Source organism: Alteromonas salexigens (assembly GCF_025628895.1).
GTDB classification, from domain to species: domain Bacteria; phylum Pseudomonadota; class Gammaproteobacteria; order Enterobacterales; family Alteromonadaceae; genus Alteromonas; species Alteromonas salexigens.
The window spans coordinates 219,554-234,065 of record NZ_JAOTJC010000012.1 but is presented as its reverse complement, the minus strand read 5'-3'; the positions used below and the strand labels follow the sequence as shown (position 1 = coordinate 234,065).

Genomic DNA, 14,512 nt, shown 5'->3' with positions numbered 1-14,512 from the left:
TTGTTAGCCTTTTTTAACGGTCTTATCTATGGAGGATAGAATACCACGAAGAATATTCAGCTCCTGCGACTCAGGGCGGGCCCGGTTAAACAGCCTGCGCAATTTGGTCATCACCACGCCGGGGTGATTCTCAACAATAAAACCAGTGGACTTTAACGTAGACTCCAGATGCACATAAAAACGTTCCAGATCGTCATTAAGCGGGTAATCGGCTTCAACTTCCTCATGCGCTTCGGTGGCCAGGTAGGCCATGCGGGTTTCATAACACAAAGTCTGCACAGCGGCAGCCAGGTTGAGCGAGCTGTACTCAGGGTTAGCAGGAATGCAAACATGAAAATGACACTGTTGCAGTTCTTCATTGGTAAGCCCGTTGTTCTCCCGGCCAAATACCAGGGCCACAGGATATTTATTGACTTCCTGGATAAGCTTTTCACCACACTCACGTGGCTCCAGCATCGGCCAGGAGTGGGTACGAGACCGGGCCGACGTACCGACCACCAATCCGCAATCTGCCACCGCTTCATCCAGCGTAGAGACAATTTTGGCGTTCGCCAGCACGTCGCCGGCGCCAGCGGCCAGCGCACTGGCCTTGCCGTCGGGGGCCTGTACCGGGTCGACCAGATATAAATCACTCAGGCCCATGGTTTTCATCGCACGCGCCGCCGAACCTATGTTGCCGGTATGAGAAGTATTAGCCAGAATAATACGAACATTGTCTAACATGTATAATAGCTGCCAGTCTTACTAAAAATCTGCGAAGGATCCTAGCACGCAGCGGTCTAGATGGCTATCTTCTCATCAATGCGCAGCTCAGTCTGATCTTGCAACAGTATACGGTTCTGTTACACTGCGCGCGTTTCAGGCAGCGCTACAGCTGCCTACCTGATCTTTGACAATTGGTGGAAAAATTATGCATCCGATGCTGAATATTGCGGTGCGCGCTGCGCGTGTTGCCGGAACAATCATTGCCCGTGGTTTTGAAAATCACAGCGAGCAAGGGACCGAATCAAAAGGGTCCAACGATTATGTGACCAAAATCGACAAAGACGCTGAGCAGGCGATCATTCAAAAAATTCAGCAGTCTTACCCTGACCACGCCTTCATGGGCGAAGAAAGCGGTGAGATTGAAGGCTCTGATAAAGACTTTCAGTGGATTATTGATCCATTGGACGGCACCACCAATTTTATAAAAGGCATCCCTCATTTTGCCGTTTCCATTGCCCTGCTATATAAAGGCCGTCTGGACCAGGCGGTGGTTTTCGATCCTATTCGTGGTGAGCTATTCACAGCCAGCCGCGGTAAAGGCGCGCAGTTAAATGGCTACCGCATCCGCGCAAGCAAAAGCAAAGATCTGAACGAAACTGTACTGGCGACCGGTTTGCCGTTTAAAGACAAATCCCAATTCGGCGAATACGCCCTTAGCCTGAACAAAATTTTTCACGAATGTGGTGATATCCGTCGTGCCGGTTCTGCTGCACTGGATATGGCTTATGTGGCTGCAGGCCGCCACGATGGTTACTGGGAAAAAGGCATTAAACCCTGGGATATCGCTGCCGGTGAACTGCTGGTGCGTGAATCCGGTGGTTTGGTGACTGACTTTAAAGGCGGCAATGACCCCCTGTTCAAAGGTGAGATTGTCGCAGGCGCCCCACGTGTTGTGCAGGCACTGGTAAAGCATCTGAAATAAAACACGCCCATTGTTGTTAAAAGGCGGTGCATGGCACCGCTTTTTTTATGCCTGCTCGTTAGTGTTTTGGTTATTAGTATTCTTTAACTATATCGGTGACAGCCTCCCATAAAAAAAGCCGCATCATGCGGCTTTTTTTATGGCGGGAAGTTACCGGCTAGGGCATGGGATCTAAATCCGCCCCTTCCTTTTCTACCTGTGGAGGCATGAGATCTTCTTTACTGATCCCCAGCGCCAGCGCAACTGAACTGGCGATATAGATAGACGAGTAAGTACCTACGACTACACCAAACAGCAATGCCGTGGCAAATCCATGGATAAGCGCTCCGCCTTTGTAGAACAACGCCAGTAGTACCAACACCGTGGTCAGTGAGGTAATAATGGTCCGGTTCAGGGTCTGCGTCAGCGAGATATTCACAATTTCTTCCGGCTCGCCCTTACGGATCTTGCGGAAGTTTTCACGAATACGGTCAGACACCACGATGGTATCGTTAAGCGAGTAACCAATTACCGCCAGCACCGCGGCCAGTACGGTCAGGTCAAACTCAATCTGCAGTACTGAGAACAAACCCAGTGTCAGCAGCACATCGTGGATCAGTGCTGAAACAGAACCCAATGCAAAGCGCCATTCAAACCGCATAGCCACGTACACCAGGATACAGATCAGTGCGACCAACATAGCCAGACCACCCTGCTCGGTGAGTTCTTCACCCACATTAGGGCCAACAAACTCAATGCGACGCATATCCACATCGGTGCCGTCAGCACGCAGTGCCTGCAAGACCTGGTCACCAATGGTGGCCGCTTTTACGCCTTCACGGGGTGACAAGCGGATAAGCACGTCCTGACTGCTGCCAAAGTTCTGTACGATGGCATCGTCAAAGTCAGCAGCGTTGAGCTGCTCACGAATAGATTCCAGGTTCGCGGAATCCGGGTAGCCTACTTCAATCAGCGTCCCGCCAGTAAAATCCAGCCCCCAGTTCAGCTGATTGACAGCCAGAGAGGCAATAGACCCCAGAAGCAAAACTGCTGACAGTATCATCGCCGGCACCCGCAGGCGCATAAACTTGACGGTTTCGGATAACTTTAATAACTGCATGCGGTTCTCCTTAAATCGCCAGTTTTTCTAGCTTACGACCACCGTACACCGCGTTCACAATGACACGGGTAACCAGGATGGCAGTAAACATAGACGTTGCAATACCAATCATCAGAGTAATTGAGAACCCTTTGATTGGACCGGTGCCCACAGCGAACAAGATAAGGCCCGCGATGAAGGTGGTGATGTTGGCGTCAAGAATGGTAGAGAATGCACTGTCGTAACCATGGTGAATGGCCTGTTGTGGACTGCGGCCTTCTCTTATTTCCTCACGGATGCGCTCAAAAATAAGTACGTTGGCGTCCACCGCCATACCTACCGTCAGCACGATACCTGCCATACCGGGCAACGTGAGCGTGGCGCCTGGGATCATCGACATAATACCCACGATCATTACCAGGTTCGTTACCAGTGCGAAGTTTGCCACTATGCCGAACGCTTTGTAATAAATCAGCATGAATACCAGTACCGCTGCCAGACCCCAGATAATAGCCTGCATTCCCAGCTCGATATTTTCCTGACCCAGACTCGGACCGACAGTACGTTCCTCAACAATCTGGATAGGTGCAATCAGGGCACCGGCACGTAGTAGCAGTGCCAGGTCCCGGGCTTCTTTGGGCGAATCGAGGCCTGTGATCTGGAACTTACTGCCCAGCTGCGCCCGAATTGTCGCGACACTGATCACCTGCTCGTGCTTTTCGAACACCAGCTTGCCGTCTTCGTTACGCTCGTCAGTGGCTTTGTATTCAATAAACACGGTAGCCATTGGCTTGCCAATGTTGCCGCGGGTAGAGCGTGACATTTTATTGCCGCCCTCTGAATCCAGGGAAATATTGACGTTCGGCAAGCCGTATTCGTCTACGCCGCTGTTGGCGTCAACAATATGGTTGCCTTTCAGCATAATGCGCTTTTCCAGTAACTGGGGCACGCCCTGCTGATCTTCAATAATTTGTGACCCCGGCGGTACCCGGCCATTCAATGCATCACGGATGTCATTACTCTGGTCTACCATGCGGAATTCCAGTGTAGCCGTGGCATTCAGAATTTCTTTTGCCCGCGCGGTGTCCTGTATACCCGGTAACTGCACCACGATGCGATCCGCGCCCTGCTTTTGAACCAGCGGCTCGGCAACGCCTAATTGGTTCACCCGATTACGGATGATGGTGATGTTTTGCTTCACAGCGTTGTCACGGATTTCTGCTAATTTAGCTTCAGAAAATACTGCCCGCAGCACCAGGTCATCCATTTCGGTGAATGTCAGATCGCGGTTGCGGTTACGTAAGAAGAATTCTGCGCTATCCAGCGCCTCTTCATCACGGAATTTGATATCGACGTAATCATCACGCTGAGTTACCGCGCGATAACGAATGCCTTCTTCCCGCAATGCAGTCCGGAAATCGCTCTGGGCATCTTCCAGCGATTTGGTCATCACCTCGGTCATGTCTACTTCCATCAGGAAGTGCACACCACCACGCAGATCCAGACCCAGCTTCATGGGCGTGCCACCAAGATCTTCCAGCCACTGAGGTGTATCGGGAGCCAGGTTCATAGCGACGAAATAGTCATCACCTAACGCATTTTCCAGCGTTTCCCGGGCAACCAGTTGAGTATCGGAATCGTTAACACGGACCAGGATTTGCTCATCTTCGAATTCGATGCGCTTAGGCGTGATATCTTTTTCAGACAGCGCTTTTTCTACCTGCTTCACCATAGATTCGGTGACAGTAGCGTCGCGCCCGGCAGAAATTTGTACAGCGTGATCTTCGCCGTATATGTTAGGGAGGGCATATAAAGCACACAGGCCAATCACCACAATGGCGACCAGTACCCTCCAGATGGTATTTTTGTTTAACACGCAATGTTCCTTTTACCGGCGGCCAGGTGTAATACCTGGCACCGGTTCGAAGAGAGTTACAGAGACTTCATGGTACCTTTAGGCAGTACCGCAGTAACCGAGGACTTCTGAACAACAATGTTGTTGTCTTCGTTCAGTGCCACTTCGATGAAATCCTTTTCGTCTGACACTTTGGTGATGCGTCCAACCAGGCCGCCCTGTGTCAGCACTTCATCGCCTTTACTCAGCGACGACACCAGGTTTTTGTGCTCTTTAACGCGCTTCGCCTGAGGACGATACAGCAGGAAATAGAAAATCAGACCAAACACTGCCAGCATAATCAGCATTTCAAAGCCGCCGCCCTGCTGAGCGCCGCCTGTCTGTGCATACGCATTAGAAATAAATAAACTCATATTGCTCCCCAAAAATAACGATTATTATAAAGCCGGTACCGGCATATTTTTTTGTTCGTAGAAGGTTTTCACAAAGTCATCAAGCTGTTCTGCTTCGATGGCATCGCGTAGGCCCTGCATTACCCGTTGATAATACCGTAAATTGTGAATGGTATTCAGACGTGCGCCCAGTATCTCGTTGCACTTATCTAAGTGATGGAGATATGAGCGGGAATAGTTTTTACAAGTGTAACAGTCACAATTTTCATCCAGCGGCGCAGTGTCATTGCGGTGTCTGGCGTTACGGATTTTAACCACGCCTTCGGTAACAAACAGGTGGCCATTACGGGCGTTACGGGTTGGCATAACGCAGTCAAACATATCCACGCCACGACGAACCGCTTCCACAATATCTTCTGGCTTACCTACGCCCATCAGATAGCGGGGCTTGTCGCTCGGGATCTTCGGTGCGGTATGGTCGATGATGCGGATCATGTCTTCTTTCGGTTCGCCTACAGACAGACCGCCAATGGCGTAGCCGTCGAAGCCAATTTCTTCCAGGCCGGCCAGCGAGATATCCCGTAAAGGCTCGTACATGCCGCCCTGAATGATACCGAACAGCGCAGCCGGGTTGTCCCCATGGGCCGCCTTGCTGCGTTTCGCCCAGCGTAACGACATTTCCATAGACAGGCGCGCTTCCTGCTCCGTAGCCGGGAATGGCGTGCACTCGTCGAAAATCATTACGATATCAGAGCCCAGGTCGCGTTGGACTTCCATGGACTTTTCAGGCGTCAGCAGAATTTTTTCGCCGTTGATCGGTGAACGGAACGTCACTCCCTCTTCGGTGATTTTACGTAAATCACCCAGGCTGAATACCTGAAAGCCGCCGCTGTCGGTCAGAATAGGCTTATGCCAGTTCATGAAGTCGTGGAGATCGCCGTGCTGACGGATGATACCAGTGCCCGGACGCAACATCAGGTGAAAGGTATTGCCCAGACAAATGTGCGCACCACTTTCAGTCAGCTCTTCCGGCGTCATGCCTTTTACCGTGCCGTAGGTACCTACTGGCATAAACGCCGGGGTTTCTACCTCGCCGCGTTCAAACTTCAGCCGGCCGCGTCGGGCACGACCATCCGTTTTTAACAACTCATATTGCATGAAAATAAGATCCCTTGGTTTTGCGCCTGGCGCATGGGGTCGGATAAAAATTTGGCGGCGATTATACCAGTAATCGCCGCCAAATCATGCCCTCTGTGTACAGAATTTGTGTTATCCCGCTGCAATCGCTCGTATCCGCGTTCAGGCTTTCTCGATAAACATGCTGTCACCGTAACTGAAGAAGCGATATTCAGTGGCAATGGCTTCCTGATACGCCTGCATGACATGGTCGCGTCCCGCGAAGGCGCTGATGAGCATCATTAAGGTTGATTCGGGCAGGTGGAAGTTGGTGAACATGGCATCCACCACTTTGAAATTGAAACCCGGATAAATAAAAATATCTGTGTCAGCGTAAAATGGCTGCAACAGGTCGTCGCTGGTTTCAGCCGCCACGGCGGCAGACTCCAGCGAACGCACGGAAGTCGTACCTACAGCAATAACGCGCTTACCTGCCGCTTTGGTGCGCAGAATCGCATCTACCACGCTCTGGGGAACTTCTGCATATTCGGCGTGCATTTTATGCGATTGAATATCCTCAACCCGCACCGGCTGGAAAGTTCCCGCTCCCACGTGCAGCGTCACAAACGCAAGCTCCACGCCTTTTTCTTTCAGTTTTCGCAGAATCTCATCGTCGAAATGTAAGCCTGCGGTGGGTGCTGCCACCGCACCTGGCTTGGCATTGTAGACGGTCTGGTAGCGTTCTTTATCGCTGTTTTCATCAGGGCGATCGATATAAGGCGGCAGCGGCATGTGGCCATACTGTTCCAATAAGGATAACACCGGTTCGTCATGCAGAAACTTCAGCTCAAATAAGGCGTCCTGACGTCCTGTTACTTCCACGTTTACCGCGTCTTCAAGCAACAGCCGGGCGCCCGGTTTAGGGGCTTTACTGGCGCGAACATGGGCCAGTACCGTCTCATCAGGCAGGATCCGCTCTACCAGCACTTCCACCTGGCCGCCGGTTGCCTTTTTCCCCAGTAATCTGGCTGGCATCACCCGGGTATTATTGAAGACCAGTAAATCCCCGGCCTCTACCAGTTCAAGCATGTCGGCAAATTGCCGGTGGTGCACAGCGCCAGTCACACCATTAAGATGTAACAAGCGGCTGGCCGCGCGTTGCTCGGTGGGGTACTTGGCAATGAGATGCTCAGGGAGCTCAAAACTAAAATCTTTTAACTTCATCATTTACTTACTATTCAATTATCTGGGCTGAGCGTCGCGACGTCCTTTGTCGTATAAAAAAATATACCTATGCATCGCGTTCTATACGTGAATTTTATGGGCGACTTAAGCTTAAACGGTTAAGATATCATCAAATGTGATGATGTTCTCCCTGGCACCAGTACACAGCTTGCCCAACCCTGCGTTGGGCTTTTTTTTGCCTGACTGATCACTGGCCACTCTCAAAGTCATCCAACACTGCCTGCAACGTCTCCGTATTCAGCGGCCTTGCGTTCAGTACGTACAGAACCTGCAACAATAAATCAGCGCCCATAATACCCTTATTTATTTTATTTCGCAGGTTATCTGCGCTCTGCACCACGCCGATAGCGGCGAGACGCTCACTCAGCCCTTGATATTTTACACCGCGCATAGACATTTCTGACTTCACTACGCGCTGTACCACTTCACGCCAATCATTTTTCGATTTCAATACGCACCCCATTTGTGACGTATAATTTACAAAGAAACACTTTTTTACACATTCAGACTGCATTTGTTATTGACGATTATCGCAGGTTATGGCTACACTGCAAGGGTGAATATTGGCGTGCTGACAATTTGTGGTTACAGTGAGCATGACAATTTCGCTTCAATCGTAAAGGAGACACGTTATGAATTGGGATCTGGACAAGCTCGAATCCCTGCTAAAAGAATATGATGACTTTGTCGTCACCCGCGAGGAAGGCTGTCTACTGATCGCCAATCAGGATGGTATCGACGCCTGGCTGGCTATAAGTGGAGAGCAGATCCTGGTTGAGAGCCTGCTGTTTGCAGCTGACCAGGTTGCCGACAAAGCCGCGCTGGATCATGAAATTTTATCCACGCACATGGTATTTCCCCTGACTACCGTCGGTATATCTACCATCAGTGGCGAAGAATATTACACCGCTTTCGGCGCGCTGAGTGCTCACTCAAAGGCCGAAAGTATCGTGATTGAAGTTGAAACCTTATTTCAGAACGTAGCATCGTTTCTTGATGCCTACGAAACTCACCTTAAGTAAGCGTGGTTTAGGAGAAGCGAATGTCAGTTTGGAAAAAGTTAATTACTGCCGTGAAAGGCGGTGCCAACGAGGCCGCACAATCAGTGGCGGACAGCCAGGCTATCCGGATCCTGGAGCAAGAAATACGTGAGGCAAAGGAAGAACTAAGAAAGTCTGACCATGCCCGCACCCAGATTCTGGCCAAATGTAAGCTGTCGCAGCAGAAAGTAGACAGCTTTAATGCCAGTATTGCCGAATATGAAGCCCATGCCCGCAAAGCCGCCGATACTGATCGTCAGCTGGCACTGGACTGTGCACAGAAAGTGTCGGAGTTGAAGAGCGAACGCGAACAGGAACAGGGTTATCTTGACCAGTTCAAACAGTCTGAGAAGCAACTTTCGCATAATATCCAACAGGCTAAAGCCAACCTGCGTCGTCTGGAACAACAGGTCGACATGGTCAAGGCCACAGAGAGCGTACAGAAAGCTCAGGTGGCGGTGTCCTCTCGCCACATGGGTGCCAACAGCAAAATGAAGACGGCCACCGAGTCACTTAGCCGCATTCAGGAAAAACAAAAGCTGCGTAACGCTGAACTGGAAGCGGCGGAAGAGCTCGCCAGTGAAGAGTCCAGCAGCGACCTGGAAAAACGGCTCTCGGAAGCGGGTATTAAAGGCGGTACCACCTCCGCCGACGACGAATTAAGTCGCATTTTGGGTAAATAAGCCACACATTACGGCTGCCAATCAGGCAGCCGTTTTTATGTCGCGCCCAACAAAAGCTGATGTTTCTCAGCACAAGGCTGCAACGAGTGGCTTATTCCTTATCGGTTAGGTCACAATCCTCGATTTGCGCTGGCCGTCATGGCAGACTGAGACACAATAATAACCACACGCCGGAACAACGCTGCTGATATGTTTACATGGAATCTGGTTCGCAAAGTCATGCTTAAATACTTTGCCGAGTCACGCTGGTATACCATTATTGGTGCGACTGTCTTTTATGCGGTCACCACCTGGTTAATGCTGTTTGCAGCCGGTGAAACAGCACTGGTCTCGCAAACCGACTTTATTTACTGGCTAGCTGTGACCGCCTCTACGGTGGGTTATGGCGATTTATCCCCCGTCACACCGGCGGGTAAACTGGTCGTTGCGCTGTATGTCATTCCGCTGGGCCTAAGTATCTTTGCTATGGTGGTCGGGCGCGTCGCAGCGTGGGTAAGTAATCAATGGCAAAAAGGACTCTTGGGAATGAATCAGTTAGATGTACAGGATCATATTCTGGTTATTGGCTGGAATGAGCACCGCACACTGCTGCTGCTTAACCTGTTGCTGCAGGAGCGCGAAGCAGTGCCGGGCAAGCCCGACATCGTGCTATGTGTTAAAGCCGATATCATGAATCCCATGCCGGGTCAGGTGGAGTTTGTGCGGGTAGAGTCATTTAACAAAGACGAAGATATGGACAAGGCCTGTATCGGCAAAGCCAGCACCATACTGATAGACAATCCTCAGGATGATGTCACCATGACCACGGCGCTGTACTGTAGTCAGCGTAATCCCGAGGCCCATCAGGTGGCCTACTTTACTGACGATGCCCTCGTGCCGCTTCTTCAACAGCATTGCCCGAAAGTGGAATGCACCCCGTCAGTGGCCGTAGAAATGCTGGCGAAAGCAGCATTTGATCCCGGCTCCAGTATGCTGCACCACGATCTTCTTAGTGTCGATGAAGGCCAGGCCCAGTTTTCAGTAGAAGTCCCGGCCGGCACGGCGGGCTTTTCAGTGGAAACTCTGTTCGTTAATCTGAAACGCCACCATGACGCCATTTTTATCGGTTATGCGCCCGGTGGGGCTTACAAAGATATGGTAGTGAACCCTGACTTACAAACCCCGGTGAACGCCGGTGACAAGTTGTTTTATATTGCCGACAAGCGTATCGCCAATATCAACTGGCAAGCGATGGGAGCCTGATATGTTCAGCAAACTTTTCGGTAAAAAAGCCCCCGCCAAACCTCAGGCGCCAGAAATAATGGGCCTGTATCTGGGCGGTTCCTTCGAACTGGACTCACTGAAATTATCGCTCTTAGAACCTGAACTGACCATCGAGGGCGCTGCGCGCTCCCATCTAATCCAGGCTGTGGGTCGGGCGCCGCTCGACAGTGGCGGTGAACTGCTGCGCTTCTATACTGATGACGACGCTTTTTTACAGGTTGTGCTGGACGGGGGTAACACCGAAAACCACATCACTGATGTAAAGCTGTGGCACTTTTACTCCACGCAAACAGTAGGCTCACAACAGCAGTGGCAGGATTGCCTGAAAAACACCATTTCGCAGCCCACCTATACGTTGGAAGGCCATCAGTACACCCGGGTATGGGATGCGGTAGGTGACACCTCACCGCCGGTGGCGGTTACCGAAACCACCTATGAGGAAGATGGCGACGTCAGCACTACGGATCAGTTTATGATGCTTTACGAGCGCCCGCTCGACAACGGCAGAACCGAGTCTCTGCTGGTCGTCGGGGAAGAAAAGATTGTCGGTAGCAATGCTGATCGCTGTTTGGTCGTCAGTACCGGATTTGATATTGAACCTGCGGATATTCGCATTAACGGATAGAGGATAACAACAACATGGATCTCATCATGACTTCACTGGCGGGCCTGGATAATTTTGCCATTTACTTCGGCATATCCATTGTTTTTCTGTTCATCTTTAAAGTGGTGTATGCATTTGTCACGCCCCATGATGAATGGAAACTGGTTAAAGAGGAAAAGAACGTTGCGGCTGCCGTCGGATTTGGCGGCGCGCTGGTAGGCTTTGCGATTGCACTGGGCGGTGCAGCTTCCAACTCTATCGCCCTTATCGATTTTGCCATCTGGGGCGTAGTCGCCATCATTGCCCAATCACTGGCCTTTGCCCTCCTACGTTTCACGTTCATGCCGAAAATAGCCGAGCGCATCAACAATAACGAGGTGTCGGCAGGCGTGATGCTGGCATGTATGTCCATTGCAGTTGGCCTGCTCAACGCTGCCTGCATGACCTATTAAGGAGGCAAGCATGACCCAACAAAAACGAACCCGCCACATTAACCTGCGGCAAATGCGTAAAGCCTTTGCTTTGCGCCCTCTGGCGCTGGGTGTGGCCAGCGTATTTGTCAGTGCCTGCGCCGACAATCGTCAGGACGCCCGTATTTACACGTCACTGGATGAATGTAAACAAGACTTCCCCGATGCCATGCAGCGCTGTGAAGCCGCTTACCAGAGTGCCGTTAAAGAAGCGTCCAAAACTGCCCCTCGCTACAACAGTGAAAACGACTGTGAATACGAGTTCGGCCAGAATCAGTGCCGATATGTCGAGACCAACAATGGCAGCTTTTTCATGCCGTTTATGGCTGGCTATATGGTGAGTCAGCTGATGTCGCCAAATCGCTATTACTCGCGCCCCCTTTATACCTCATATTCGCCCTATTCGTCGTTTCGCTCACGCTGGGTCACTGCCGACGGCCATGTATTTAATGGCGACATACGTAAACGCAACTATCGGGTCAGGCCCGACATTTATAAGCCAAAACCTGCCGTAAACCGCACCATGAGTCGCGGTGGTTTTGGCAGCAGCGTACGGGCCAAGTCAAGCTGGGGCAGCAGCTCCCGCTCCGGCGGCTGGGGCGGATAAGAATGTTTCGCTCTCGTTGCCAGCCGCGCCCTGGCTGGCAGCAACAAGCAGCCGAGTACGGGTTTCACTTTCACACCATGTACGGTGAACCCTACTGGGATGAGTCGGCCTACTACCAGTTTACGTTATCTCAGATCGAAAATGATCTGGAAGACCCCACTACTGAACTGCATCAAATGTGTTTGCATGTGGTTGATAAGGTCGTTAACGACGATGCGCTGATGCGCCGCTTTGCTATACCCGAACCACACTGGGATATGGTCAGACACAGCTGGCTGGCCAGAGACCCTTCACTTTATTCCCGGCTGGATTTAGTCTACAGCGGTCAGGGTCCTGCCAAACTGCTGGAAAATAACGCCGACACACCGACCAGCTTATATGAATCCGGCTTTTGGCAGTGGCTCTGGCTTGAACAGCAGGTAGACAGGGGCGTGTTACCCCGTCAGGCAGATCAGTTTAATAGTTTGCAGGAAAAGTTGGTGGCGCGTTTCGCTGAAATCAGCACCCACTATGTCACACCACAGTTTCACTTTGCCTGTTGCAAAGACACCGAAGAAGATCGCGGTACCGTGCAGTACCTGCAGGACTGCGCTGAAGCCGCCGGTCTGCATACCGACTTTGTGTTTGTAGAAGACATCGGGCTGTCAGATACCGGGGTGTATACCGATCTAGAGAACCGCCCTATTACCGACTGCTTCAAGCTTTACCCGTGGGAGTTTATGCTTCGGGAAGACTATGCCGGGGCCTTGCAGGGCGCCGCCGTGAACTGGCTGGAGCCGCTCTGGAAAGCAATTTTATCGAACAAAGCATTATTGCCCATGCTGTGGGAATACTTTCCAAATCATCCAAATTTGCTGCCAGCGTTTTTTGCCGACGCCCTGCCCGCATCATTAGATGGTAAGTGGGTGAAGAAGCCGCTGTTCTCGCGGGAAGGGGCAAACATATCGTTACTGGATGAAGGCCAGGAGCAGGTGCTCAGTGAGGGCCCGTACGGTGAAGAAGGCTTCATTGTGCAACAGTATCACCCGCTGCCAAAATTCGATGATAATTATACGCTTATTGGCAGCTGGCTGGTTGATGATCAGGCGGCGGGGATCTCTGTCCGGGAAGACAGTAGCCGCATTACTCAGGATCTGTCACGCTACTTGCCGCACATTATTGTATGAGCCAGATACCACTCCTTAAAAAGCAGCTGCGCTGGCTGGCACTGATTGCCGCGATATTGATTGGCGTACAAATAGTGAACCTGGTGACTGGCAATATACTGAATCAGTTCGGGCTGGTGCCCCGGTCGTTATCACATATCGGTTATCTGTTCACCGCACCTTTTCTGCATGGCAATATTCCCCACCTGCTTACAAACCTGCTCCCATTGCTGCTGTTTATGTGGTTAACCATGCAGTGGAACAACCGCGTCTTTGTGCTGACCACACTGACCATTATGATAGGTGCCGGGCTGGCAGTGTGGCTGTTCGGGCGTGAGGCCTACCATATTGGGGCCAGTGGCATGGTGTACGGTTACTTCGGCTTTCTGGTACTGGCCGGGTTTGTCAGTAAAAAAATCCCCTACTTGATCATTTCTGTACTGGTCGCGCTGCTCTATGGCGGTATGCTGGTGGGCGTTTTACCTTCCCAGGGATTTATTTCCTTTGAATATCACTTGTTTGGCTTCGTAAGCGGTTTAATTGCTGCGTGGGCTTGGGCACGCTAGCGCTATCGCTTATACTAGCGTGACCAAGTAACAGAAGTGCTTTTATGACCTCATCTACCCGGCAACAGCCGCAAAATTCAAACTTCTTTGGCAACATGGCATTTAATATTGTCATTCCGGTTGTCATTATGAGCTACGCCAGTGCCGAAGACTATTTAGGACCGGCGTGGAGTATTGTTGCTGCGCTCAGTTTTCCTATCGGTTACGGCCTGTGGGATCTCAAGGACAGCGGCAAGGTAAACATGTTTTCGGTGCTGGGGATCATCAGTGTGGTACTGACCGGCGGCATCAGTCTGCTAAAGTTGCCCGCCGAGTATATTGCCATTAAAGAAGCCGCCATTCCTGCATTGATAGGACTGGCTGTACTGATCACCCAATTTACCGAAAAACCACTGGTGAAACTGCTCATTCTGAACGACCAGATAATTAACTGGCCGCACCTGAATGAGGTGCTGGATAATCAGGGCAAGCGCCGGCAGTTTGATAAAAAGGTGGCAATCAGCTCATATATTGTGGCCAGCTCATTCTTTTTATCCTCCGCACTAAACTATATTCTGGCGAAGGTCATATTGGTAAGTGAACCGGGCACCACGGCCTATACCGAAGAACTGGGCCGTATGACTGCACTCAGCTACCCGGTGATTGTGATCCCGAGTATGGTGTTACTGGTTGCGGCGTTATGGTATCTGTTCGCGCAAATCAGAAAAATTACCGGCGAGGATCTGGATAACTTTATTAACCAGTAGCACTGCCATTCTTGC

17 protein-coding genes are annotated in these 14,512 nt (G+C 51.2%); 10 read left to right on the top strand and 7 right to left on the bottom strand.

The annotated features are described in order from the left end of the window. Nucleotides 1-3: 3 nt before the first annotated feature. Nucleotides 4-723 (bottom strand): tRNA (cytosine(32)/uridine(32)-2'-O)-methyltransferase TrmJ, encoded by a 720-nt coding sequence (gene trmJ / locus OCL06_RS13825; protein ID WP_262995549.1) that lies wholly within the window; start codon nt 721-723, stop codon nt 4-6. Between the two features lie 187 nt (nt 724-910). Here trmJ and suhB point away from each other — a divergent pair, with 187 nt between their 5' ends. Further along, the gene (gene suhB, locus OCL06_RS13820; RefSeq protein ID WP_262995547.1) at nt 911-1,687 is read left to right on the top strand and encodes an inositol-1-monophosphatase; all 777 of its coding nucleotides are present in this window, start codon (nt 911-913) and stop codon (nt 1,685-1,687) included. A gap of 157 nt (nt 1,688-1,844) precedes the next feature. Here the strand turns inward: suhB and secF are convergent, their stop codons facing one another. The 6 genes from secF to OCL06_RS13790 all read right to left on the bottom strand — a co-directional run bounded on the left by secF (nt 1,845) and on the right by OCL06_RS13790 (nt 7,836). Continuing rightward, nucleotides 1,845-2,786, bottom strand: a complete 942-nt coding sequence (gene secF, locus OCL06_RS13815) for a protein translocase subunit SecF (protein ID WP_262995545.1) — start codon at nt 2,784-2,786, stop codon at nt 1,845-1,847. A 10-nt stretch (nt 2,787-2,796) separates the two neighbouring features. Continuing rightward, entirely contained in the window at nt 2,797-4,641 is a 1,845-nt protein-coding gene (gene secD, locus OCL06_RS13810; RefSeq protein ID WP_262995543.1) for a protein translocase subunit SecD, read from the bottom strand. 56 nt (nt 4,642-4,697) lie between these two features. Next, the gene (yajC, locus tag OCL06_RS13805) at nt 4,698-5,033 is read right to left on the bottom strand and encodes a preprotein translocase subunit YajC (RefSeq protein ID WP_262995542.1); all 336 of its coding nucleotides are present in this window, start codon (nt 5,031-5,033) and stop codon (nt 4,698-4,700) included. 24 nt (nt 5,034-5,057) lie between these two features. Then, entirely contained in the window at nt 5,058-6,170 is a 1,113-nt protein-coding gene (tgt, locus tag OCL06_RS13800) for a tRNA guanosine(34) transglycosylase Tgt (protein ID WP_262995540.1), read from the bottom strand. A gap of 141 nt (nt 6,171-6,311) precedes the next feature. After that, nucleotides 6,312-7,352, bottom strand: coding sequence for a tRNA preQ1(34) S-adenosylmethionine ribosyltransferase-isomerase QueA (gene queA / locus OCL06_RS13795; protein ID WP_262995790.1), 1,041 nt, complete (start codon nt 7,350-7,352; stop codon nt 6,312-6,314). 208 nt (nt 7,353-7,560) lie between these two features. Continuing rightward, the gene (locus OCL06_RS13790; RefSeq protein ID WP_373318491.1) at nt 7,561-7,836 is read right to left on the bottom strand and encodes a DUF6471 domain-containing protein; all 276 of its coding nucleotides are present in this window, start codon (nt 7,834-7,836) and stop codon (nt 7,561-7,563) included. 169 nt (nt 7,837-8,005) lie between these two features. Between OCL06_RS13790 and OCL06_RS13785 the strand changes: the two genes are divergently transcribed. The 9 genes from OCL06_RS13785 to OCL06_RS13745 all read left to right on the top strand — a co-directional run bounded on the left by OCL06_RS13785 (nt 8,006) and on the right by OCL06_RS13745 (nt 14,497). Continuing rightward, entirely contained in the window at nt 8,006-8,395 is a 390-nt protein-coding gene (locus tag OCL06_RS13785) for a DUF2170 family protein (RefSeq protein WP_262995535.1), read from the top strand. 20 nt (nt 8,396-8,415) lie between these two features. After that, complete coding sequence (locus OCL06_RS13780; protein ID WP_262995533.1) at nt 8,416-9,096, top strand: PspA/IM30 family protein; 681 nt, start codon at nt 8,416-8,418, stop codon at nt 9,094-9,096. Between the two features lie 189 nt (nt 9,097-9,285). Continuing rightward, nucleotides 9,286-10,338, top strand: coding sequence for a potassium channel family protein (locus OCL06_RS13775; RefSeq protein ID WP_262995530.1), 1,053 nt, complete (start codon nt 9,286-9,288; stop codon nt 10,336-10,338). Nucleotide 10,339: 1 nt separating this feature from the next. After that, on the top strand, nt 10,340-10,984 hold the full coding sequence (locus tag OCL06_RS13770; protein WP_262995528.1) for a YjfK family protein: 645 nt from the start codon (nt 10,340-10,342) through the stop codon (nt 10,982-10,984). Between the two features lie 14 nt (nt 10,985-10,998). Further along, nucleotides 10,999-11,415: a DUF350 domain-containing protein gene (locus OCL06_RS13765; protein ID WP_262995526.1), complete on the top strand. Its 417-nt coding sequence runs from the start codon at nt 10,999-11,001 to the stop codon at nt 11,413-11,415. Between the two features lie 10 nt (nt 11,416-11,425). Further along, complete coding sequence (locus tag OCL06_RS13760; protein WP_262995523.1) at nt 11,426-12,040, top strand: DUF1190 family protein; 615 nt, start codon at nt 11,426-11,428, stop codon at nt 12,038-12,040. Nucleotides 12,041-12,042: 2 nt separating this feature from the next. Then, nucleotides 12,043-13,206 (top strand): glutathionylspermidine synthase family protein, encoded by a 1,164-nt coding sequence (locus OCL06_RS13755; RefSeq protein ID WP_262995522.1) that lies wholly within the window; start codon nt 12,043-12,045, stop codon nt 13,204-13,206. Then, nucleotides 13,203-13,751, top strand: coding sequence for a rhomboid family intramembrane serine protease (locus OCL06_RS13750; RefSeq protein ID WP_262995520.1), 549 nt, complete (start codon nt 13,203-13,205; stop codon nt 13,749-13,751). Before OCL06_RS13755 ends, OCL06_RS13750 begins: the two co-directional genes overlap by 4 nt. A gap of 44 nt (nt 13,752-13,795) precedes the next feature. Continuing rightward, on the top strand, nt 13,796-14,497 hold the full coding sequence (locus OCL06_RS13745) for a VC0807 family protein (RefSeq protein ID WP_262995517.1): 702 nt from the start codon (nt 13,796-13,798) through the stop codon (nt 14,495-14,497). The last annotated feature ends 15 nt before the right edge of the window (nt 14,498-14,512 follow it).